Genomic DNA, 20,292 nt, shown 5'->3' with positions numbered 1-20,292 from the left:
CATCAACGTACTGGTTTCTCCTCCCATGCAATACGCGTTTCCCCTGCTGGCGATTTTCATCTGGGCCGGCAACACCGTGATCAACAAACTCGCGGTCGGTGCCATTTTCCCCGCCGAGATCGGCTTCTACCGCTGGCTGTTCGCCGGCCTGTTGTTCACCCCGTTCATGCTCGGGAAAGTTCTCGCACATTGGCCGCAGATTCGCCCGAACCTGAGCAGGATCTTCATCCTCGGCGTGCTCGGGATGGCGGTCTATCAGAGCCTGGCCTATTTCGCGGCCACCATGACCAGCGCCACCAACATGGGCATCATCCTGTCGCTGATGCCGCTGATGTCGCTGACCATGGCGATCATCAGTCTCGGTCAGCGCCTGACCGCCGGGGCACTGGTCGGTGCGGTGCTGTCCTTCGCCGGTGTGCTGGTGGTGGTGTCGTCCGGCAGCCTCGGCGCACTGCTGCAACACGGAGTGAACCTGGGTGACGCGATGATGCTGATCGCCACCCTCGCCTACGCGATCTACAGCACGCTGCTGAAAAAATGGCAGCTGCGCCTGCCGCCGCTGGTGTTGCTGTATTTGCAGGTGCTGGTGGCGGTAGTGGTGCTGTTTCCGCTGTATGCCGTTTCACCGAAGACCGGCCTGAGCCTGCAGAACATTCCGCTGGTGCTTTATGCCTGTCTGCTGGCCTCGATGCTCGCGCCGCTGGCGTGGATGCAGGCCGTGCAGCGTCTGGGGCCGAGCCGGACCACGCTGTTCTTCAACCTGCTGCCACTGATCACGGCGCTGATTGCAGCGGTGGTGCTGAAGGAACAACTGGCGATGTATCACCTGGTCGGTGGCTTGCTGACGCTGGGCGGGGTGATTCTTTCCGAACGCTGGACCACCGTACTCGGTCGCAAACTCAGCATCGCCTGATCCGGCTTCTTCGCGAGCAAGTCGAATCGTCGCACCGTCGCTCCCACATTTGGAATGCGTTCCCCTGTGGGAGCGAGCTTGCTCGCGAAGAACGATACCTCGGTTTAACGGTTAAACCCCGGCGGCTTTCAACCGCGCCGCATGCTCGACGAACAGCCGCACCGGGTCCGCTCCTTTGCCGACCAGTCCCAGTGACTGGTTGACGATGTCGAAGTGGTCCAGCGGGTAGTCATCGCCGATGACCGTGCCCAGGTGCGAGCTGTAGCGTCCGACCATGCCGTCGCACTGTCCCGGCTCGCGCACGAAGGTTTCGGCGAACAACCGGCAACTGCGGTTGGTGCCGTCGAACAGGTTGCCGCCACGATCGGTCTTGCCCGGCTGCAAGGTGCCGGACCACGAGTAATACCGCACGCCGTTGACCTCTTCCGGCCCGTGCCCGCCCCAGGTTTCCGGCAACCCCTGTGGATAACGCTGGTTGAACAGCGCCACGCCCTCGGTCGTCAGGGAATGGTGCGAAGCGTGAATATCCACCGGCAGTTTCGGCCCGTGGTAACCGGTCTCCAGCAATGCCATCAGCCAGCCGACAAACCGCAGCAACGCCTCGAGGATGCGGCCCCGGGCGCTGTCTGCCGGATAGTGTTTCGCCAGATAATCGGCCAGTTCCGAACCGTGATTGGGGCCGGCCACAGAGGTTACCGACGCCACCAGATCCGGACGCTTCGCCGCCGCGTAACGCGCCGTCAGCGAACCCTGGCTATGGCCGAACAGATTGACCCTGGCCGCGCCGGTCTCGCGCAGGATGTCATCGATGCGTGCCAGCAACTGCTCGCCCCGCACTTCGGTGGAATTGAGCGGCGACACCTGCACCGCAATCACCGTCGCCCCGCCCCGACGCAGCGCCTTGATGATCCCGTACCAGTACGGGTACAGCACCAGCCGGATGAAACCGAGCATTCCCGGCACCAGCACCAGTGGATAACGTGTGGCCGATTCCTGCGACATGGGCAGACATCCCTGTGGTCGGTGGGTGGATGCGAGACGCGCAAAACGCCCGCCAAGCATCCTCCGTGATGATGACAACTCCACGACCAGCCTACTTCAGCCCCACCACCCCCGCCACAATCAGCCCCACCGACAGCACCTTCACCGGCGTCAGGCTCTCGCCCAGCAGCGCAAAACCGAGAAACACCGTGCCCAGTGAACCGATGGCGGTCCAGATCGGATAGGCGATGCTGACCGGCAATTCACGCATCGCCAGGGTCAGGAAATAAACCCCGCCCACCGCCGCCACCACAGTGATCAACGATGGCCAGAGCCGGGTGAAACCCTCGGCGTACTTCATGCCCATGGCGAAAGTGACTTCGAATCCAGCGGCGATCAGCAGAAACAGCCAGGCCACCTAGAACTCCCGGGCGAGATCGAGCAAGCGCTGCTCGGCCTCGGCCACCGACACCGCGAAGGTGCGTTCGGCGGATTCCTCGCCCTCGGCCGCAACCACCGAGACGTCATTGATACCGATGAAACCCAGCGCCGTGCGCAGCCATGGATCGGCGTGATTCAGTGCCTCCAGCTCGCCGCCCGGGCCGAAACCGAAACCGCCGCGCGTGGTGACGATCAGCGCTTTCTTGCCGCGCAACAGCGGCGTGTACTGGGCGATGCCGTTGTCCAGGGTGTGGTCGAACGTCAGGCCCAGACGCACGATCTGGTCGACCCAGGCCTTGAGACCGCTGGGCACGTTGAAGTTGTACATCGGCGTGGAAATCAGCAGCAGGTCGTGATCGAACAACTCGCCCACCAGTTGATCGCTGAGGGCCAGATCGGCCTGCATCGACAATGGCCGTGCTTCGGGCTCCGGATAAAACGCCGCCGCGACAAACGCCTCGTTGACCGCCGGAATCAGTGCCCTGCCCACTTCGCGGCGGGTGACTTGCGCCTGCGGATGACGGACTTGCCAGGCACTGAGAAAGCTTTCCGCCAGGCGCCGCGAATGGGAACGGTCGCCGCGTGGGCTGGCATGGATCGCAAGAATCTTGCTCATCTGAAACTCCTTGGTACTAGACTTGATTGACTGCATGACGCCATATTGCAGGCATCATCTCTTCACCTCAAATGAGCAAAAATCATTCTGGATGAATCCATTTCATCCATGGAGTTTTCCATGTTCGCTTCACTGCCACTGACCGCCCTGCGCGCGTTCGAATCCGCTTCACGCCTGTTGAGCTTCAAGGCGGCCGCCGAAGAACTCGCGGTGACGCCGACGGCGATTTCCCATCAGATCCGTTCGCTGGAAGACTGGCTCGGCGTGGCGCTGTTCGAGCGCCTGCCGCGCCAGGTGCGCCTGACCGAGGGCGGCGAGCGGCTGTTCCGCAGCCTGCACGGCGCGCTGCTGGAAGTGGCGCAAAGCGTCGACACCCTGCGCCCGCAGCGCAGCGGCAGCAGCCTGACATTGTCGACCACCGCGGCGTTCGCCGCACTGTGGCTGGTGCCGCGACTGGGTCGGTTCTACGCGAAACACCCGAACATCAACGTGCGGCTGGACACCCATTGCGAAGTGATCGACCTGCATCAGGACGCCAGCGTCGATCTGGTATTGCGCTACAGCCTCGACGATTACCCGAACCTGTACGGCTTGTGCCTGTTCGATGAATCGTTCGGCGTCTACGGCTCGCCGGAACAAGTGGCGCTGGCCGCCCGTCGCACTCCGACGCTGATCAGCGTGCGCTGGCATAACTCGAAGCTGTACGCCCACGGCTGGGAAGCCTGGTGCGCGCAGTCGGGAGAACACTGGCTGAATCAGCACCCGGCCGTCCGCGAATACGACGAAGAACATTACGCCCTGCAGGCGGCCATCGCCGGGCAAGGGCTGGTGCTGGCGAGCAATATTCTGGTGTCGGAGAGCGTCGCCAGCGGCTTGCTGGTGCCGTACAAAGGTGAGGTGCAGGTCGATGGCGCGGGCTACAGCGCGCTGTGCGTGCCGGGGCGCGAGCGGCATCCGCCGGTGCGGGCATTCTTCGCCTGGTTGCAGGAAGAGGCGCAGTTGTCCGGGCTGTCGCCGAGATCCGCGAAAAATACATAAAACTTTTTGCCGCTCGCATCACTCACAACCTGAGTAGCGATCACGTCGGCCGAACGTGGCGCCCACCGGATTAGCCTCCAGGAGACTGAAATGAGCGACCTGCCTCTGTCTGATGTTCAAACCCTGCGCGAGCGCGCACGACAACACGTCGAAAACGGCGCGGTGACCGAAAGCTACAGCGCCAATCGTGAAGAAGTGCTGCGCCTGCTCAATGAATCGCTGGCCACCGAACTGGTCTGTGTATTGCGCTACAAGCGTCACTACTTCATGGCCAACGGCCTGAAAGCCAACGTCGCCGCCGACGAATTTCTCGAGCACGCCACACAGGAAGCGGATCACGCCGACCGCCTCGCCGAGCGCATCGTGCAACTGGGTGGCGAGCCCGAATTCAATCCGGACCTGCTGTCGAAGCTGTCCCACGCGCAATACGTGGCGGGCAAAACCCTGAAGGAGATGGTCTACGAAGACCTGGTGGCCGAACGGATCGCCATCGACAGCTATCGCGAGATCATCCAGTACATCGGTGAAAAGGATCCGACCACGCGCCGGATCTTCGAAGACATCCTGGCTCAGGAAGAAGAGCATGCCGATGATATGGCGGACATCCTGAAAGACCTGTAATTCTGGCGAAAATCGCCTTCGCGAGCAGGCTCGCTCCCACACTTGAAATGCATTCCAGTGGGAGCGAGCCTGCTCGCGAAGAGGCCCTGTCAATCACCGATCATTTCGCAGGTTTCACCGTGACAGGCGCCTTGCCCGCCTTCATCTGTTCCAGCAACGGCGCGCACTGGTTCGGTTCGCCACCGCTCGGCGCCACCAGCGCCAGCAACCCCGCCGCCGGCGCGGCTATCACGCCCAGCGCCACCATGCCGGCACCACGCAGCATCAGCGGCACCGCTTTGACCCCGGCATCCGGCTTGATGAACTTGCCGCGTACGTACAAAGGCGAACGCAGAGAAATCAGACGCCAGCCCTTGGACTCCGGAGTCACCGTCAGATCCAGTTGTTCGGTGGCCATGTTTGCCGTGCCGTCGATGTAGACAATGGCGTTCTCGGTATCGAACACGAACAGTCGCGTCGTCGCCAGGCCGGTCTTGATATCGAAGTCCGCCGCCGCGCAGTTGATCTTCACTTCCTTGTCGCCAAAGACTTTGCCGACCACGTAGTTGCCGACATTGAGCCCCGCCAGTTCCATCAACTCACGGCTGATGGCGCCATCGTTGATCAGCATCTTCAGGTTGCCGTTGGCGCCCCCAAGCAACTTGGCCACCGAGTTGCCGCGCCCGCTGATGTCGGCATCGCCGTTGAGCTCGCCGAAACTGGTCTTCATCGGTTCGAAGGTCGGGAACAGCTGCTTGAGCTTGAACTTGCGCGCGGTCAGTTTCGCCCGGCCTTCCAGTGGCTCGGTGCGTCCGTTGAGGCGGATCTGCGCATCGAGATTGCCGCCGGCGACGCCAAAGCGCAGCGGCTCAAGGCTCAGCTCGCCGTCATTGAGTTTGAGGTGCGTATACAGGTCGGTGAACGGCAGTTTCTCGCTGTGGACGATGCGCTTGCCGGTGAACTCGACGTCGGCATCCATCGCTCGCCAGCGGTCAGTCTTGAACTCCTCCACCGGCAGAACCTTGTCCGCCGGTTGCTTGCTCTCGCCACCACGGGCCTTTTGCTTGTCATTGGAATCCGCGCCAATCAGCGGCGCGAGGTCGGCGAACAGCAGTTGATTGGACAGCAACGCCCCGCTGAGTCTGGGTCGTGGCTGACTGGCGACGTAGGCCAGGTCGCCGTGAATGTCGCTGCCGCCGATCTTGCCGTTGAACTGTTCGTAGCGGAACTGCGCGCCGTCCGGCTCATGCAGCTTGGCGATCAGATGACCGTCGGTGGAATACGGCGGCGTGTCCGGCAGGGTCACGCCGGTCAGTGGATAGAGATTGCCGAGGCTGGCACCCGCCAGTTTCAGGCGCAGGTCGAGCGCGCCGAGGTTCAACGGATCGGTCAGCGTGCCGGCCAGCTCGATGCTGGTATCGCCGATTTTCGCCTGCGCCTGCAACGGGAACGGTTTCGCCGCATCCTGCAAGGCCAACAGACCGCCGATCTTGCCTTGGCCGGCGAGCTTTTGCCCGTGGTACTGGCCGGAGACTTTCAGCGCGAACGCATAATCCTGCGGCGCACCACCCTTCTCCAATGCGGTTTTCGCCGCTTTGTCGCCAACGATATCGCTGAAAGGAATCGGCTTGCCCAGTGGATCGATCAACAGATCGAGACGAGTCTTGAGGGTCTGGTCATCCAGGGTGACATGACCCTTGTCGAATCCGATGGCACCAATGTCCACCACCCAGTTAGAGGGTTCTGCATTCGGGTCCTTGGGATCGAATTTGAAGGTCCAGTTGGCGCGGCCATCGGCCAGACGCTGCAATTGCGCGTCGGGTTCGGTCAGGTCGATCCGCGGGATCGTCACCCGCTGCGCCAGCAATGCCAGCGGCGAAATGCGCAGCTCGACCCGTTTGAGGGTGGCCATCTGCGGCTGTTTCGACCAGTCCGGATTGCCCAGCGTCAGGTCTTCGGCCACCACATGCGGCCACGGCACCCAGGCGCGCCAGCCGCCCTCGTCCGGCTCGCGCTGCCAGACCACGGCAAGGTTGCCGTTGATGGCGAACGGCCGATGCAATTCTTCCGAAACTTTGGCATTGAGCGGCGGTTTGATCCGGTTCCAGTCGAAGAACACGAGGATCAGGACCAGCACCGCCAGCAACAGCAGGAAGGTGGCGAAGGTCCAGGCGAAAATTTTACGGCTGCGCGTCATGCACAAAGCTCCTGAAAACGACGGCGGATCGACACCGCTTGAACGACGGGCCTTGCCAGGCCCTCATGAAGTCTACGACTGGCAAACAGCCCGCAGGTTTAATCGAAAGCCCCATCAAGGCCAAAAAACGCTCGCCATGCTGACCGATCGGTCGAGTCGACGTTACCGCCCCCGCACTTTTGTGAGGCAAAAGTGGGTGGAAAATACCCACTCCGGTGCAAAACCGTTCGCCTGAAACGCCCGAGCTAGAGCCTCCCAAGCGAACAATCAATTCTGTTGATTATTACCATTGTGTTTATGAACTTTTATATCGACTTATCGAGAGTAGCATTGGCTTCGTACCCACTTTATCGCCCTCCCAAGGAGCAACCCATCATGAAACGCCAAATTCTGTTCAGTCTTGCCCTCTCGATGCTGGCCAGCACCGCTTTCGCTCTGCCAGCCGCCGACCAGGCTACTCCGCAAGTGAAATCCAGCCACTCGGTGTTCAGCCAGACCGTTGCTGCTGACGGCTCGGACCGCACGCCACAAGGCCAGACCCTGGCTGAAAACGGTCGTAACCGCCTGGAAGAAAAAGGTCTGGTTCAAGATGGCTATGACAAGACCCCACAAGGTCAAACCTTAGCTGAAGGCGGCCGTGATCGTCTGGAAGAGAAAGGTCTGGTTCAGGACGGCTACGACAAGACTCCACAAGGTCAGACCCTGGCTTCCGATGGCTACGACAAGACCCCTCAAGGTCAGACCCTTGCAGCTGACGGCTACGACAAAACCCCACAAGGTCAAACCCTGGCCGAAGGTGGTGGTGACCGCGTGATCGAACGCAACAGCGCCTTGAGCTAAGCCCGTGGCGGCCTGGAAAAAAAGCCCAATCCCCGGATTGGGCTTTTGACTTTTCAGGAGCCGGTATGAAGAAGTCGCAAAACCTCGCTGTATCCCCGCTGCCGTTCGACGCCGACAAAGCCGATTTGCTAGAGTGCGGCGCTTGTCTTGCCTAAGAACACACCCTTGCGATGCTGCCCCGCGCCGAACAGAAACAACAGACCCGCAACGCCCTGATGGACGCTGCCCGCCACCTGATGGAAAGCGGCCGAGGATTCGGCAGCCTGAGCCTGCGTGAAGTGACGAAAACCGCCGGTATCGTGCCCACCGGTTTCTACCGGCATTTCGCCGATATGGATGAACTGGGCCTGGTACTGGTCAGCGAAGTCGGCCAGACCTTCCGCGAAACTATTCGCCTGGTCCGCCATAACGAATTCGTCATGGGCGGAATCATCGATGCCTCGGTGCGGATCTTCCTCGACGTGGTCAGCGCCAACCGTTCGCAGTTTCTGTTCCTGGCCCGCGAGCAGTACGGCGGATCGTTGCCGGTGCGTCAGGCCATCGGCCGCCTGCGCGAGGACATCAGTTCCGACCTCGCGGCGGACCTGGCCTTGATGCCCAAGCTGCAACACCTCAATCGCGAAGGCTTGAGCGTGATGGCCGACCTGATCGTCAAATCGGTGTTCGCCACCCTGCCGGACATCATCGACCCGCCGTCCGAAGCCCTGCCCGAGCATTTGACGCCGCAGGCGAAGATGACCCAGCAGCTGCGCTTCATCTTTATCGGGCTCAAGCATTGGCAAGGACTCGGGAGTACCGAGTAGTTCCTCTCCAGCCCCAATCCCCTGTGGGAGCGAGCTTGCTCGCGATAGCGGTGTATCAGTCAACTCAGAATGACCGGGCGGACGCCATCGCGAGCAAGCTCGCCCCCACACTGGCTCCTGTTTGGTGCATGTAAAAAACTTCACGCACCAAAACGCCTCACAATCCTGCAACATCTTGAAACATCCGCTACGCTCCGACAGGGTTTTCCTACATATCGTCCGGTTGGCAAGCCCCTTGCTCTAGCCTGAGCATTGTCAATGGCAGGAAGCTTTCCGATGCTGGTGATTCACCGCCGAATCGACCCTCAACCCCTCTGGGCCGCCGAATTGCACCTGACCTTCGAGGCCAGGAGCAAAAGCCGCCTGCGCTGTTTCAGTGCCGAAGGCGAAGACGTCGGGCTGTTTCTGGAGCGTGGTCAACCGCCGCTGCATGACGGCGAATGCCTGCAAGCCGAAGATGGCCGGATCGTCCGGGTCTGCGCCCGCTCCGAACAACTGCTGCACGTCACCTGCGCCAACGCCTACGAACTGACCCGCGCGGCCTATCACCTGGGCAATCGCCATGTCGCACTGCAAGTCGGTGATGGCTGGCTGCGTCTGCTCGACGATTACGTGCTCAAGGCCATGCTCGAACAACTGGGCGCGCAGGTTGAATCCATCGAAGCGCCGTTCCAGCCGGAACACGGCGCCTACGGCGGTGGCCATCACCATTCGCGTCACGGCGACGAAGACTTCAACTACGCGCCGAAACTCCACCAGTTCGGCGTCCGTTTGTGAACCCGGCCTGGGCGCTGCTGCGCCTGGCCAGTCCGCAGCTGCCGATTGGCGGGTACAGCTATTCCCAGGGGCTGGAGATGGCGGTGGACAACGGCCGGGTGAACAACCCGGACAGCGCCCGGCGCTGGATCAGCGATCAATTGCTGCTCAACCTTGCACGGTTCGAAGCACCGCTGCTGCTTGCCCATTGCCAGGCGGCGGCGGATGAAAACTGGGATGAGCTGCTGCGTATCTGCGAGCGACATCGCGCCAGCCGCGAAACCCGCGAACTGCATCTGGAGAGCCGGCAGATGGGTTATTCGTTGCAGCAATTGCTCAATGGCTTGCCCGAACCTGATCAGGCCGCGCGGGACTTTCTCGAAGACTGCGACGAACCTCATCTGGCCCTGTGCTGGGCACTGGCCGCCCGCGCCTGGCAGATCAGCCCGCAGGACGCCCTCGCCGCGTGGCTGTGGAGCTGGCTGGAAAACCAGCTCGCCGTGCTGATGAAAACCCTGCCGCTGGGCCAGCAAGCCGCCCAGCGCCTGACCAGCGAACTGCTGCCGCTGCTGCAACAGGCGCAGCAGGACGCCACCCGAATCAATCCCGAACACCTCGGCAGCGCCGCGTTCGGTCTGTCCCTGGCGTGCATGGCCCATGAGCGCCAGTACAGCCGCCTGTTCCGTTCCTAGGGCCTTTCAGTCTGGAGAATCACATGAACACACAACCCTTGCGCGTCGGCATCGGCGGCCCGGTCGGTTCCGGTAAAACCGCGTTGACCCTGGCCCTGTGTCTGGCGCTGCGCGAGCGCTACAACCTGGCCGTTGTGACCAACGACATCTACACCCGCGAAGACGCCGACTTTCTGGTGCGCAACGAAGCGCTGGCACCGGAGCGCATCATCGGCGTGGAAACCGGCGGCTGCCCGCACACCGCGATTCGCGAGGACGCCTCGATCAATCTCGAAGCCGTGGATCAACTGAACCGGCGTTTCCCGGGGCTGGACCTGATTCTGGTGGAGTCAGGTGGCGACAACCTCTCCGCGACCTTCAGCCCGGAACTGTCCGACCTGACCATTTACGTGATCGACGTTTCGGCCGGCGACAAGCTGCCGCGCAAGGGCGGGCCCGGGATCTGCAAATCCGACCTGCTGGTGATCAACAAGATCGACCTCGCGCCGCTGGTCGGCGCCTCGCTGGAGATGATGAACAGCGACACCCAGCGCATGCGCAACGGCAAGCCGTTCGTGTTCAGCAACCAGAAAACCGGGCAGGGCCTGGAAGACATCATCGCCTTCATCGAACGTCAGGGCCTGCTGACGGCAGCCTGAATCACTGATCAACAAGGAAGCTTATCCATGACACTCAAACGCATTCTCGGCGCCATCGCACTGCTGCTGACACCGGCCCTGGCCTTCGCCCACCCAGGCCACGGCGATTCGGGTCTGGTGGCCGGCATCAGCCACCCGATCGGCGGCCTCGACCATTTGCTGGCGATGGTGGCCGTCGGTCTGTGGGCCGCGCAGCAGCAGGGCGCGGCGCGCTGGGCGCTGCCGTGCACTTTTGTCGGCACCATGCTGATCGGCGGGATGCTCGGTTTTGAAGGGCTGGAATTGCCGGCGCTGGAAGGCGGGATTGCCGCGTCGGTGCTGGCGCTGGGCCTGGCGGTGGCGCTGGCGGTGCGTCCGCCACTGGTGATGGCAGTGGCCGCAACGGCGCTGTTTGCGCTGTTCCATGGCGTGGCCCATGGCCTGGAGTTGCCGGACATGTCGAGCCCATGGGCGTATGCCGCCGGTTTCGTGGTCGCGACAGCTGCCCTGCATGCGGCCGGTTATGCCGTCGTGCGCTTTCTGCCTCAGGCTGCCGCGCCGCTGGTTCGACTGGCCGGAGCGGCTTCGGCGGTGACGGGCGCGTGGTTGCTGACCGGCTGATTTCTATCGCTTGAACTGGCCTCTTCGCAAGCAGGCTCGCTCCCACAGTTGTTCTGTGTTGCTCACAAATATTGTGTTCGGCGTGATCCGTGTGGGAGCGAGCCTGCTCGCGAAGGCGGACTGACAGACACTGCGTCTCCAAGGCCGGTCTCTCTGCTACCATGTCGCGCAATCGCCCCAGCCGTGACGACGTCCGCCCATGCCCCACGCTTCCCGCTCCACCTCCCTGCCTGAATTGACCACCCTGTTCGGTGAAGTGCATCAGCATTTCCTGAACGTGATCGTGCCCCTCTGGCAAGGACCTGGCTGGAACGCCGACATGGCGTTGCCTTACGAGGCGCTGGACGCCGCGCATCAGCCGTTGCCGCCGCAGCGCTATCGGGCCATGGCCTGCGCACGGCAGCTGTATCTGTTTTCCAGCCTGATCGGAATTGTGGATAACGCCGAAGTAAGGGCGGCCGCGCTGTTCCGCTCCCTGCAACGGCACTTCCACGATGCCGAGCACGGCGGCTGGTTCTACAGCATCGATCCCCAGGGCAAACCGCTGGATCAGCGCAAGGACCTCTACACCCACGCGTTCATCCTGTTCGCCTGCGCTCATTACTGGGAAAAGTCTCGCGAGCCGTTGGTCGAATCGACCCTCAATGCAGCGCTGGAAATCATCGGCCGACGTTTCGCCACCGGCGACGGTCTCTACGAAGCCTGCCTCGACCGCGACTGGAACACGCTGGAAACCGGCCCGTTGCAGAACCCGCTGATGCACCTGGCCGAAGCATTTCTGGCCACGCTGGCCGTGCGCGAAGATGCGCCGGTCAAGCAGGCGCTGAGCGAGTTATGCACAGCCATGCACAAGCACTTCGTCGATCCGCAGGCCGGTGTGCTGATGGAAAAACCGCTGGGGGCTGTGGATAACTGGTACGAGCCGGGTCATCAATTCGAGTGGTACTTCCTGCTGGCGTCCTCGCCGCTGCTGCGCGGTTCGAAACTGCATGCCGCGCTGGACCGGGCGTTTGCCTTCACCGAGCAATACGGCGTGGTGCGGACGTCCGGTGCCGTTCGCGCCATGCTCGACCTGAATCTGGACGGGCGACCGAAAGATTCGACCCAGCGCATCTGGGCCCAGGCCGAATATCTGCGCGCCCTGACGTTGCGTCCGGGCAGCGAAGCCGCCGTGCTGCGCCAATTGCAGGCGTTGCAGCAGCGTTTCCTGCATGCCGGCGGCTGGCATGAATGCCGTGATGAACAGGGCGAGGTCAGCCGCAAGGACATGCCGTCGACCACGCCGTATCACCTGGCGACCTGCTATCGCAGCCTTGCCGACTATCTGAGCTGACACTGTGGCGAGCAAGCTCGCTCGCCACAGTCAGGCAATCCACTTCCTGTCACCGGTAAAGCTGATGGTCAGCCAGCGCGCCGCATCCGGTTTGCCCAGCTTCGCGGAAATCCACTCGCGCAGCACATCCAGCTGGCCGACGCTCTGCAACCGGTAATCCGTCGGCAACACCACATGAATCTCGATGAATCGCGCCCGACCGTGCTTCTGCACGTAGGACACATAATCGTCGAAGCCATGCTCGACCTTCGCGGCCTCCATCACTTCGCGTACCTGCTCATCCAGCGTGTCCGGCGCAATGCCGAGCACATCACGCAGCGCCGGGCCGAGGATCTTGAAGGCCGGCGGCAGCATGGTCAGGGCCAGTACGATGAGAATCAGCGGGTCGACAAACTTCGTCCACTCGCCATAGCCCCGGGACTTGAGCAGCAGCGCCGCCAGGAAGCTGATCAACAGGCCCACCGACAGCATCGCGTCCACCAGCCAGCTGATGTTGTCGAACTGGATCAGACTCGACTTGAGCCGGCGATTGAGGTGCCGCACGTAGAAGAAGTAGGCGAACTCGACGACGGTAAACACAGCGGCGTAGATGATCACCAGCCCCAGCTCGATTTCACGACCGCCGTTGACGATGCCGAACACGCCGTTGAGAAACGCGTAGATGGCGATCAGCAGCAGAAAACTGCCTTCGATCAGCAGCACCATCGGCTCCAGGTGCCAGAAACCGAACTGGAAGCGCTGGTTGCTTTGCTTGGCGATCAGCTTCGCCGTGATCAGCATCAGGACTTTGATGAACGTGGCAATCAGCGAAAAAAAGCCATCGAACAGGATGGACTGGGAACCTGAAACAAAACCGGTGACGATCCCGGCGATCGACACGGCCAGCATCAGAAGGGTCGATTGTTTGAGCAGCGACTGCTCACCTCGGTTACTCACTTTGACTCCTCGAAACACCTTGAAAACCGCAGGGTGCGGTGGGGTTGTTGAGGAATGAGTCTACCTTAGTGCCGGACTCTGGCCGTTTTGCCCTCTTCGCCGGCTGCTGGCGAAGAGGGCAAAAACGTATCAGACCTTGTTACGCTCGATGGCAAAACCCGCCCAGGTCTGGCTCACCGGCATCAGTTCCAGGCTGTTGATGTTGATGTGCGCCGGGGTATTGAGCACCCAGAAAATCGTCTCGGCGATGTCCTGCGGCTGGATCGGCTCGGCGCCGGCGTAAGTCGCGTCATAACGCGCCTGGTCACCGCCGAAGCGCACCAGCGAGAACTCGCTCTCGCACAGACCCGGTTCGATGTTGCTCACGCGAACACCGGTGCCCTGCAGATCGCAGCGCAGGTTCAGCGAGAACTGTTTGACGAACGCCTTGGTCGCGCCATAAACGTGGCTGCCGGGGTACGGGTAGTTGCCGGCGATGGAACCGAGGTTGACGATGCCGGCGCCGCGACCATGGGCGATCAGACGCGGCAGCAACAGGCGAGTGCTGTACATCAGGCCTTTGACGTTGGTGTCGACCATGGTGTCCCAATCGTCGAGGTCGCACTTCGGTGCAGGGTCCACACCCAGCGCGAGACCTGCGTTGTTGATCAGGCCGCGCAGTTTGGCGAACGACGGCGGCAGGTTGGCAATCGCCTCCTCCATTGCCTTGCGATCACGCACGTCCAGCACCAGGCCATGCACTTCGGTCTGCTTCGACAGCTCGGCGCACAGCGCGTTGAGACGTTCTTCACGACGACCGGTCAGCACCAGTTTCCAGCCGGCCTCGGCAAAACGACGGGCACAGGCTTCACCAAAACCGGACGTCGCGCCGGTGATAAACAGGGTGTTGGACATCGTGTTCTCCTTGCTTCGGCTACCCGGGGCAGCCATTGGAATAGAAAATCAGCAGGCAGCATGCCCGGCCCGGCATTCACGAGCAACCGTCGACCGGCATACATTTCTGCTCAGAATTTAATCAACCTTCTCAACGCCTTGTCTGACGTGGCCTGTAGCCACATGCCCGCATGTTATCCACATGCCCTTCCACAGTTTCCGGGGGCAAGTGAAAAAGCGCAAAGCCGCGCCACACAAGGCTTTGCGCGACGAAGGCAAAGTATTTCGCTTGACCCGGATCCGCCGATTGTGCCGGGCAAGGCATTCTGCACGACCGACCGGTCACCAGCCTGATTGCCCGAGGCCAGCAATCACGGCCCTCTGCGCAGTCTTTCCAGAGTTTGATCACAGACTTATCCACAGGCTTGCACACAGGCGACACCGTGTTCTTCCGCGACCATAAAAAGGTTGACAAAACGGCGGACCGCAACCGGCAAATGGCCTGTTCAAAAAACGACCTATCGCCTGAACAGCACGTCTTTAAAGGCTTTCAGCCAGCTACTCCCACGTTATTCACAGCCGGCTCCACAGCAACCGGGGACAAGTCAAAACGGTGGAAAAACAGCCATTTGCAGCGTCTATATGTCGCGCTTTGGCAGGTTCCGGATTTTGTTTTCCACAATTTCGGGAATGGTCTGGATCGTGATGGATTCTGGATACAAAAAAGCCCCGGGACGGGTGTCCCGGGGCTTTGTTTTCTGTGGAGAACCTTTGACTCAGTGCCCGCCGAGATAGGCGTTACGCACCTCCTCGTTCACCAGCAGTTCCTGACCGGTGCCACTGAGGCGAATCTCGCCGTTGACCATCACATACGCCCGGTCGGACAGTTTCAACGCATGGTTGGCGTTCTGCTCGACGAGGAAAATGGTCATGCCGGTTTTCGCCAGTTCCCGCAGAGTGGCGAAGATCTGTTTCACCACGATCGGCGCCAGCCCCAGGCTCGGTTCATCCAGCAGCAGCAACTTCGGTCGGCTCATCAGCGCCCGGGCGATGGCGAGCATCTGCTGCTCACCGCCGGACATGGTCATTGCACGCTGATTGCGGCGCTCCTCGAGCCGTGGAAACAGCTCGAACATGCGCTGCATGTCCTCCTTCGCATATTTGTCGCCAATCGGGATGGTGCCCATCAGCAGGTTTTCCTCGACGGTCATGTCGGGGAACACCCGCCGCCCTTCCGGCGACTGCGCGATGCCGTTGGAGGCGATGTAGTGCGATGACTTGTGGGTGATGTCCACGCCCTGATAGAGGATCTGCCCGCCCGCCGCCCGGGGCTGGCCGAAGATCGACATCAGCAGGGTCGACTTGCCGGCGCCGTTGGAGCCGATCAGGCTGACGGTTTCCCCTTCGTTGATCTGCAGCGAGACGCCTTTGAGGGCCTGGATCGGGCCGTAGAACACGTCCAGTTCCTTGAGTTCGAGGATCGGTTGCGTCATACGACTTCCTCTTCATCGGCGCCCAGATAAGCCGCAATCACTTTCGGATCGTGGCGGATATCGTCCGGACCGCCCTCGGCGATGACAATGCCGTGGTCCAGAACCACGATGTGATCGGAAATGCTCATGACCATGCCCATGTCGTGTTCGATCAGCACTACGGTCAGATCGTGCTCGTCGCGCAGCAGCCGGATCATCGCGCTCAGCGCTTCGGTTTCCTGAGGGTTGAGGCCGGCGGCCGGTTCGTCGAGGCAGATGATCTGCGGCCGCGTGCACATGGCCCGGGCGATCTCCAGACGACGCTGCTGGCCGTAGGACAGCTCACCGGCCAGACGGTTGGCGCAGTCCACCAGATCCACCACTTCCAGCCAGTAGAACGCGCAGTCCAGTGCATCGCTTTCGGCCTTGCGATAGCCCTTGGTGTTGAGGATGCCGGCCAGCATGTTGCGATTGACCCACATGTGCTGGGCCACCAGCAGGTTTTCCAGCACCGACATTTCCTTGAACAGACGAATGTTCTGGAAGGTCCGGGCCAGGCCCGCACGGTTCACCAGGTGAGTACCGCCAAACATCTTGTAGTACAGGCGACTGGCGAAGTTCTTCGGCGAGACGAAGTCGGTCGGCTTGAACGACTCGCCCAGCAGTTTGATGACGTTGGTCTGCTGACCGCGCACGTTGAGTTCGATCTTGCCGCCGGAGGCCTTGTAGAACCCGGTCAGGCAGTTGAACACCGTGGTCTTGCCGGCGCCGTTGGGGCCGATCAGGGCGAAGATCGAGTTGCGTTTGACCTTCAGGCTGACGTCGCTCAAGGCCTTGATGCCACCGAAGTGCATCATCAGTTTTTCAACAGAGAGTACGACTTCACTCATGGCGCAGCCCTCTCATAGTGAATGGCACCTTTGCGTGGAGTGACCCCGGTACGGCTGATGCGGATCAGTCCGCGAGGTCGCCAGATCATCATCAACACCATCAGAATGCCGAACAGCAGCACGCGATATTCGGCAAAGCTGCGCAACAGTTCCGGGGCAACCGTCAGCACGAACGCGGCGATCACCACGCCGATGGTCGAGCCCATGCCGCCGAGCACGACGATGGCGAGGATCAGCGCCGATTCGAAGAAGGTGAACGAGGTCGGGTTGACGAAACCTTGATAGGTGGCGAAAAACACACCCGCCAGACCTGCCGTGGAGGCGCCGATGGTGAACGCCGAGAGTTTGACCAGTACGTGGTTCAGCCCCATCGAACGACAGGCGATCTCGTCTTCACGCAGGGCTTCCCAGGCACGGCCGACCGGCATTTTCACCAGACGATGCTTGATGTACAGCACGGCCAGTACCACCAGGAACAACACCGTATAAATGAAGTAGTACTTCACGTCCGGGTTGTAGGCGATGCCGAAGAACTCGTGGAACGGTACCCCGCCATCCTTCGCCCGCTTGCCGAATTCCAGACCGAAGAAGGTCGGCAGTGGCGCCGGCATGCCGTTCGGGCCGCCGGTCAGGGACAACCAGTTGTTGAGCACCAGGCGAATGATTTCACCGAAGCCCAGGGTCACGATCGCCAGGTAGTCGCCGTGCAGGCGCAGCACCGGAAAACCGAGGATGCAACCGGCCAGGCCAGCGGTGATGGCTGCCAATGGCAGCACTGTCCAGAAGCCCAGACCGAGGTACTGATAACCGAGCGCCAGACCGTAGGCGCCAATGGCGTAGAACGCCACGTAACCCAGGTCGAGCAGACCGGCCAGACCGACCACGATGTTCAGCCCCAGCCCCAGCAGCACGTAGATCAACCCGAGGATGACCACGCCCAGCAGGTAGGAATTGGAGAAGAACGGCAGCGCCACGGCGATGGCGATCATCACCGGGATGATCCAGCGCAGGCGCGACTTGTAGTCCGGTGGCAGCACATGCACGCCGGAGCCGGTGCTCTCGAATCCTTCGAGAATTTTCAGGCCCCTGGGCGTCTGCAGGAACAGGCTCAGGAAAAACCGCCCCGCCATGACGATGGCAATGATCCACGCCACGCGGGTGGGTTCGAGGTTGAAGCTGTAGCCGTCGAGTACCACGCCGACGATCGGCCCGAACACGATCAGGGCGATCAGACCGGCGAGAATCGCCTCAACCAGGCTTTTTTTGACATCAATGGATTTTGCAGTGGTTGAAGACATCGCTTACACCTTCGACACAAGAGGACGGCCCAGCAGGCCCTGAGGCCGGAAGACCAGAACAAGTACGAGCAGCGAGAAGCTGAACACGTCTTTGTAGTCGGAGTTGACCAGACCCGAGAACAGCGACTCGGAGATCCCGAGGATGATCCCGCCGAGCATGGCGCCGGGCAGCGAGCCGATCCCGCCGAGCACCGCGGCGGTAAACGCCTTGATGCCGATGACGAAGCCTGCGTAGAAGTCGAACGTGCCGTAGTTCATGGTGATCAGCACGCCGGCCAGGGCCGCCATCGCCGCACCGATGATGAACACGTAGGAAATCACCCGGTCGGTGTTGATCCCCAGGATCGAGGCCATCTTGCGGTCCTGCTGGGTGGCGCGGCACATGCGGCCGAGCTTGGTGTACTTGATCACATAGGTCAGCAACCCCATGCCGATGAATGCGGCCACGAGAATGAAGACTTTGGTGTAGGTCAGCTGGACGAAGCCCGAGCCGACGTCGATGCGCCAGGCGCCGGTGAGCAGCGTCGGAACACCTTGCTGGCGGGCGCCCTGACTGATCTGGGCATAGTTTTGCAGGATCAGGGAGATACCGATGGCGCTGATCAGCGGCGCCAGTCGGGTGGAGTTGCGCAGTGGTTTGTAGGCGATGCGTTCGATGACCCAGCCATACACCCCCGTGACGACGATGGTGAAGACCAGGGTGCCGAGCATCAGCAGCGGGAAGGATTCGATACCGAAGTAAGCCAGCAGAGCCAGACTGATTGCCGCGAGGTAAGCGGAAATCATGTAAACCTCGCCGTGGGCGAAGTTGATCATGCCGATGATGCCGTAGACCATTGTGTAGCCGATGGCGATCAGGCCATAGACCGACCCGAGGGTCAGGCCGTTGACCAGTTGCTGCAGGAAAATACCATCCATAACGCAATCTCACGCAGTGAGAACCTGCGCGCACCGTGGCGCGCGGTTCTTCTAGGAAAAATACAGATTTACGTCGGAGCAATGTCAGAGCGCAGTCAGCCCGACCACCACAGAATCCTGTGGGAGCAAGCTCGCTCCCACATGGGATGAGTGGGATCAACTGATCGCGTCAGCCCTTACTTCTGCTTTTCCAGCTGGTGATATTTGCCGTCCTTGTCCCACTGGTAAACCACGTAGTCGGAGACTTTAAGGTCGCCCTTGGCGTCCCAGGTCTTCTCGCCCATCACGGTTTTCACAGGGTTGGCTTTCAGCCATTTGGCAGCGTCTTCGCCCTTGTTGGACTTGGCGCCGTTGAAGCCGGCGGCCAGGGCCTGGATCGAGGCGTAGGCGTACAGGGTGTAGCCTTCAGGCTCGGTGCCGGACTTGCGGAACTGCTCGACCACGGTCTTGCTGTCAGGCAGCAGGCGCGGGTCGGCGCCGAAGGTCATCAGCACGCCGTCGACGTATTGCGGGCCACCGGCGGTGGTCACCAGTTCGTCGGTCACGATGCCGTCGTCAGACATGAACTTCACGTCTTTCAGGCCTTCGGTGCGCAGTTGCTTGACCAGCGGACCGGCTTCGGGATGCAGGCCGCCGAAGTAGACCACGTCGGCACCGGCCGCGCGGATCTTGGTGACCACGGCGCTGAAGTCTTTCTCGCCACGGGTCAGGCCTTCGTACAGCACCGGTTTCACGCCGCGTTTTTCCAGCTGTGCCTTGGTCGCATCGGCCAGGCCCTGACCGTAGGTGTCCTTGTCGTGCAGCACGGCCACCTTCTTGCCCTTGAGCACGTCGACGATGTAGTCGCCGGCGACGATGCCCTGCTGGTCGTCACGTCCGCACATGCGGAACATGGCGCTCAGACCGCGCTCGGTCACCTGCGGGTTGGTGGAGCCCGGCGTGATCGCGATGATGCCGGCCTCGTCGTAGATCTCCGACGCAGGAATGGTGGAGGACGAGCAGAAGTGGCCGACCACACCGGCGACTTTCTGGTTGGTGAGGTCCTTGGCGACCGTCACCGCCTGTTTCGGTTCGCAGGCGTCATCGCCCTTGACCAGCACGATTTTCTCCCCGTTGACGCCGCCCGCCGCGTTGACCGCATCGGCCGCCGCTTGCGCCCCCTTCATGTACTGCTCGCCAAATGCCGCGTTGGCGCCGGTCATGGGACCCGCCACACCGATTTTCACATCAGCTTGTGCAAACGCAGAAACACCCAGCGCAGTAGCGACTGCGAGGGCCAGAAAGCCTTTCTTGTAAAACGTCTGGGACATGAGGTGGTGCTCCAAGGTTTTTTTAGTTGGCACTGCGACTTCACTGGATTGCTCAGAGCAAGGGCCGTGCCATCGGTTTTTTATTCTTCAAAAAGTCGCTGCTTTCTTGCTTTTTCGACTGTTTCGTTCCCATTTTCATTGGGCGTG

Annotated in this window: 21 protein-coding genes; 10 read left to right on the top strand and 11 right to left on the bottom strand. The window is 61.3% G+C overall.

Annotated elements, in window-relative coordinates:
• Positions 1–25: 25 nt before the first annotated feature.
• A complete protein-coding gene (locus BBF94_RS09665) occupies positions 26–913 on the top strand; it encodes a DMT family transporter (RefSeq protein WP_065258817.1) in 888 nt (295 codons plus the stop codon).
• A gap of 111 nt (positions 914–1,024) precedes the next feature.
• Here the strand turns inward: BBF94_RS09665 and BBF94_RS09660 are convergent, their stop codons facing one another.
• From BBF94_RS09660 to BBF94_RS09650, 3 genes are all read right to left on the bottom strand, one after another.
• Positions 1,025–1,915: an esterase/lipase family protein gene (locus BBF94_RS09660; RefSeq protein WP_065258816.1), complete on the bottom strand. Its 891-nt coding sequence runs from the start codon at positions 1,913–1,915 to the stop codon at positions 1,025–1,027.
• Between the two features lie 91 nt (positions 1,916–2,006).
• Positions 2,007–2,312, bottom strand: a complete 306-nt coding sequence (locus BBF94_RS09655; protein WP_065258815.1) for a DMT family transporter — start codon at positions 2,310–2,312, stop codon at positions 2,007–2,009.
• The gene (locus BBF94_RS09650) at positions 2,313–2,951 is read right to left on the bottom strand and encodes an FMN-dependent NADH-azoreductase (RefSeq protein WP_065258814.1); all 639 of its coding nucleotides are present in this window, start codon (positions 2,949–2,951) and stop codon (positions 2,313–2,315) included. It abuts the gene before it with no gap.
• A 108-nt stretch (positions 2,952–3,059) separates the two neighbouring features.
• Between BBF94_RS09650 and BBF94_RS09645 the strand changes: the two genes are divergently transcribed.
• Both BBF94_RS09645 and BBF94_RS09640 read left to right on the top strand, forming a co-directional pair.
• The gene (locus tag BBF94_RS09645; protein WP_176704439.1) at positions 3,060–3,989 is read left to right on the top strand and encodes a LysR substrate-binding domain-containing protein; all 930 of its coding nucleotides are present in this window, start codon (positions 3,060–3,062) and stop codon (positions 3,987–3,989) included.
• A 90-nt stretch (positions 3,990–4,079) separates the two neighbouring features.
• Positions 4,080–4,610 carry a ferritin-like domain-containing protein gene (locus BBF94_RS09640; protein ID WP_065258812.1) on the top strand — a complete coding sequence of 177 codons (531 nt, stop codon included), beginning with the start codon at positions 4,080–4,082 and terminating at the stop codon, positions 4,608–4,610.
• Between the two features lie 100 nt (positions 4,611–4,710).
• Here the strand turns inward: BBF94_RS09640 and BBF94_RS09635 are convergent, their stop codons facing one another.
• Positions 4,711–6,786 (bottom strand): AsmA family protein, encoded by a 2,076-nt coding sequence (locus tag BBF94_RS09635; RefSeq protein ID WP_065258811.1) that lies wholly within the window; start codon positions 6,784–6,786, stop codon positions 4,711–4,713.
• Positions 6,787–7,161: 375 nt separating this feature from the next.
• Between BBF94_RS09635 and BBF94_RS09630 the strand changes: the two genes are divergently transcribed.
• The 7 genes from BBF94_RS09630 (at position 7,162) to BBF94_RS09600 (ending at position 12,448) form a co-directional block, all read left to right on the top strand.
• The gene (locus BBF94_RS09630) at positions 7,162–7,626 is read left to right on the top strand and encodes a hypothetical protein (protein ID WP_065258810.1); all 465 of its coding nucleotides are present in this window, start codon (positions 7,162–7,164) and stop codon (positions 7,624–7,626) included.
• Between the two features lie 170 nt (positions 7,627–7,796).
• Positions 7,797–8,429, top strand: coding sequence for a TetR family transcriptional regulator (locus tag BBF94_RS09625; protein ID WP_065258809.1), 633 nt, complete (start codon positions 7,797–7,799; stop codon positions 8,427–8,429).
• A 276-nt stretch (positions 8,430–8,705) separates the two neighbouring features.
• Positions 8,706–9,206, top strand: a complete 501-nt coding sequence (ureE, locus tag BBF94_RS09620; protein ID WP_065258808.1) for an urease accessory protein UreE — start codon at positions 8,706–8,708, stop codon at positions 9,204–9,206.
• Positions 9,203–9,877: an urease accessory protein UreF gene (locus BBF94_RS09615; RefSeq protein ID WP_065258807.1), complete on the top strand. Its 675-nt coding sequence runs from the start codon at positions 9,203–9,205 to the stop codon at positions 9,875–9,877. Before ureE ends, BBF94_RS09615 begins: the two co-directional genes overlap by 4 nt.
• Before the next feature lie 23 nt (positions 9,878–9,900).
• Entirely contained in the window at positions 9,901–10,515 is a 615-nt protein-coding gene (gene ureG, locus BBF94_RS09610; RefSeq protein WP_007950645.1) for an urease accessory protein UreG, read from the top strand.
• A gap of 27 nt (positions 10,516–10,542) precedes the next feature.
• Positions 10,543–11,115, top strand: a complete 573-nt coding sequence (locus BBF94_RS09605; RefSeq protein WP_065258806.1) for a HupE/UreJ family protein — start codon at positions 10,543–10,545, stop codon at positions 11,113–11,115.
• Between the two features lie 199 nt (positions 11,116–11,314).
• Entirely contained in the window at positions 11,315–12,448 is a 1,134-nt protein-coding gene (locus BBF94_RS09600; protein WP_065258805.1) for an AGE family epimerase/isomerase, read from the top strand.
• A 30-nt stretch (positions 12,449–12,478) separates the two neighbouring features.
• Here BBF94_RS09600 and BBF94_RS09595 read toward each other — a convergent pair whose 3' ends face one another.
• From BBF94_RS09595 to BBF94_RS09565, 7 genes are all read right to left on the bottom strand, one after another.
• A complete protein-coding gene (locus BBF94_RS09595) occupies positions 12,479–13,384 on the bottom strand; it encodes a cation diffusion facilitator family transporter (RefSeq protein WP_065258804.1) in 906 nt (301 codons plus the stop codon).
• Between the two features lie 129 nt (positions 13,385–13,513).
• Entirely contained in the window at positions 13,514–14,278 is a 765-nt protein-coding gene (locus tag BBF94_RS09590; RefSeq protein ID WP_065258803.1) for an SDR family oxidoreductase, read from the bottom strand.
• A 755-nt stretch (positions 14,279–15,033) separates the two neighbouring features.
• Positions 15,034–15,750: an ABC transporter ATP-binding protein gene (locus BBF94_RS09585; RefSeq protein WP_065258802.1), complete on the bottom strand. Its 717-nt coding sequence runs from the start codon at positions 15,748–15,750 to the stop codon at positions 15,034–15,036.
• Positions 15,747–16,619, bottom strand: a complete 873-nt coding sequence (locus tag BBF94_RS09580) for an ATP-binding cassette domain-containing protein (protein WP_065258801.1) — start codon at positions 16,617–16,619, stop codon at positions 15,747–15,749. The genes BBF94_RS09585 and BBF94_RS09580 overlap by 4 nt, the downstream gene beginning before the upstream one ends.
• Positions 16,616–17,917, bottom strand: a complete 1,302-nt coding sequence (livM, locus tag BBF94_RS09575; protein WP_065258800.1) for a high-affinity branched-chain amino acid ABC transporter permease LivM — start codon at positions 17,915–17,917, stop codon at positions 16,616–16,618. The genes BBF94_RS09580 and livM overlap by 4 nt, the downstream gene beginning before the upstream one ends.
• 3 nt (positions 17,918–17,920) lie before the next feature.
• Positions 17,921–18,835 carry an ABC transporter permease subunit gene (locus BBF94_RS09570; protein ID WP_065258799.1) on the bottom strand — a complete coding sequence of 305 codons (915 nt, stop codon included), beginning with the start codon at positions 18,833–18,835 and terminating at the stop codon, positions 17,921–17,923.
• Between the two features lie 176 nt (positions 18,836–19,011).
• The gene (locus tag BBF94_RS09565; RefSeq protein ID WP_065258798.1) at positions 19,012–20,145 is read right to left on the bottom strand and encodes an ABC transporter substrate-binding protein; all 1,134 of its coding nucleotides are present in this window, start codon (positions 20,143–20,145) and stop codon (positions 19,012–19,014) included.
• Between the last annotated feature and the right edge of the window lie 147 nt (positions 20,146–20,292).

This window comes from Pseudomonas bananamidigenes, assembly GCF_001679645.1.
Lineage (GTDB): Bacteria > Pseudomonadota > Gammaproteobacteria > Pseudomonadales > Pseudomonadaceae > Aquipseudomonas > Aquipseudomonas bananamidigenes.
This window is presented reverse-complemented; position numbering and strand designations above follow the sequence as displayed.

Bases quoted from the DNA above. Each gene is read 5' to 3' on its own strand.
- BBF94_RS09640 (WP_065258812.1), top strand. From the start codon at position 4,080: ATGAGCGACCTGCCTCTGTCTGATGTTCAAACCCTGCGCGAGCGCGCA.
- BBF94_RS09630 (WP_065258810.1), top strand. From the start codon at position 7,162: ATGAAACGCCAAATTCTGTTCAGTCTTGCCCTCTCGATGCTGGCCAGC.
- BBF94_RS09605 (WP_065258806.1), top strand. From the start codon at position 10,543: ATGACACTCAAACGCATTCTCGGCGCCATCGCACTGCTGCTGACACCG.
- BBF94_RS09650 (WP_065258814.1), bottom strand. From the start codon at position 2,951: ATGAGCAAGATTCTTGCGATCCATGCCAGCCCACGCGGCGACCGTTCC.
- BBF94_RS09585 (WP_065258802.1), bottom strand. From the start codon at position 15,750: ATGACGCAACCGATCCTCGAACTCAAGGAACTGGACGTGTTCTACGGC.
- BBF94_RS09580 (WP_065258801.1), bottom strand. From the start codon at position 16,619: ATGAGTGAAGTCGTACTCTCTGTTGAAAAACTGATGATGCACTTCGGT.
- BBF94_RS09590 (WP_065258803.1), bottom strand. From the start codon at position 14,278: ATGTCCAACACCCTGTTTATCACCGGCGCGACGTCCGGTTTTGGTGAA.
- ureE (WP_065258808.1), top strand. From the start codon at position 8,706: ATGCTGGTGATTCACCGCCGAATCGACCCTCAACCCCTCTGGGCCGCC.
- BBF94_RS09635 (WP_065258811.1), bottom strand. From the start codon at position 6,786: ATGACGCGCAGCCGTAAAATTTTCGCCTGGACCTTCGCCACCTTCCTG.
- BBF94_RS09665 (WP_065258817.1), top strand. From the start codon at position 26: ATGCAATACGCGTTTCCCCTGCTGGCGATTTTCATCTGGGCCGGCAAC.
- BBF94_RS09600 (WP_065258805.1), top strand. From the start codon at position 11,315: ATGCCCCACGCTTCCCGCTCCACCTCCCTGCCTGAATTGACCACCCTG.
- BBF94_RS09570 (WP_065258799.1), bottom strand. From the start codon at position 18,835: ATGGATGGTATTTTCCTGCAGCAACTGGTCAACGGCCTGACCCTCGGG.
- livM (WP_065258800.1), bottom strand. From the start codon at position 17,917: ATGTCTTCAACCACTGCAAAATCCATTGATGTCAAAAAAAGCCTGGTT.
- BBF94_RS09565 (WP_065258798.1), bottom strand. From the start codon at position 20,145: ATGTCCCAGACGTTTTACAAGAAAGGCTTTCTGGCCCTCGCAGTCGCT.
- BBF94_RS09660 (WP_065258816.1), bottom strand. From the start codon at position 1,915: ATGTCGCAGGAATCGGCCACACGTTATCCACTGGTGCTGGTGCCGGGA.
- BBF94_RS09625 (WP_065258809.1), top strand. From the start codon at position 7,797: ATGCTGCCCCGCGCCGAACAGAAACAACAGACCCGCAACGCCCTGATG.
- ureG (WP_007950645.1), top strand. From the start codon at position 9,901: ATGAACACACAACCCTTGCGCGTCGGCATCGGCGGCCCGGTCGGTTCC.
- BBF94_RS09645 (WP_176704439.1), top strand. From the start codon at position 3,060: ATGGAGTTTTCCATGTTCGCTTCACTGCCACTGACCGCCCTGCGCGCG.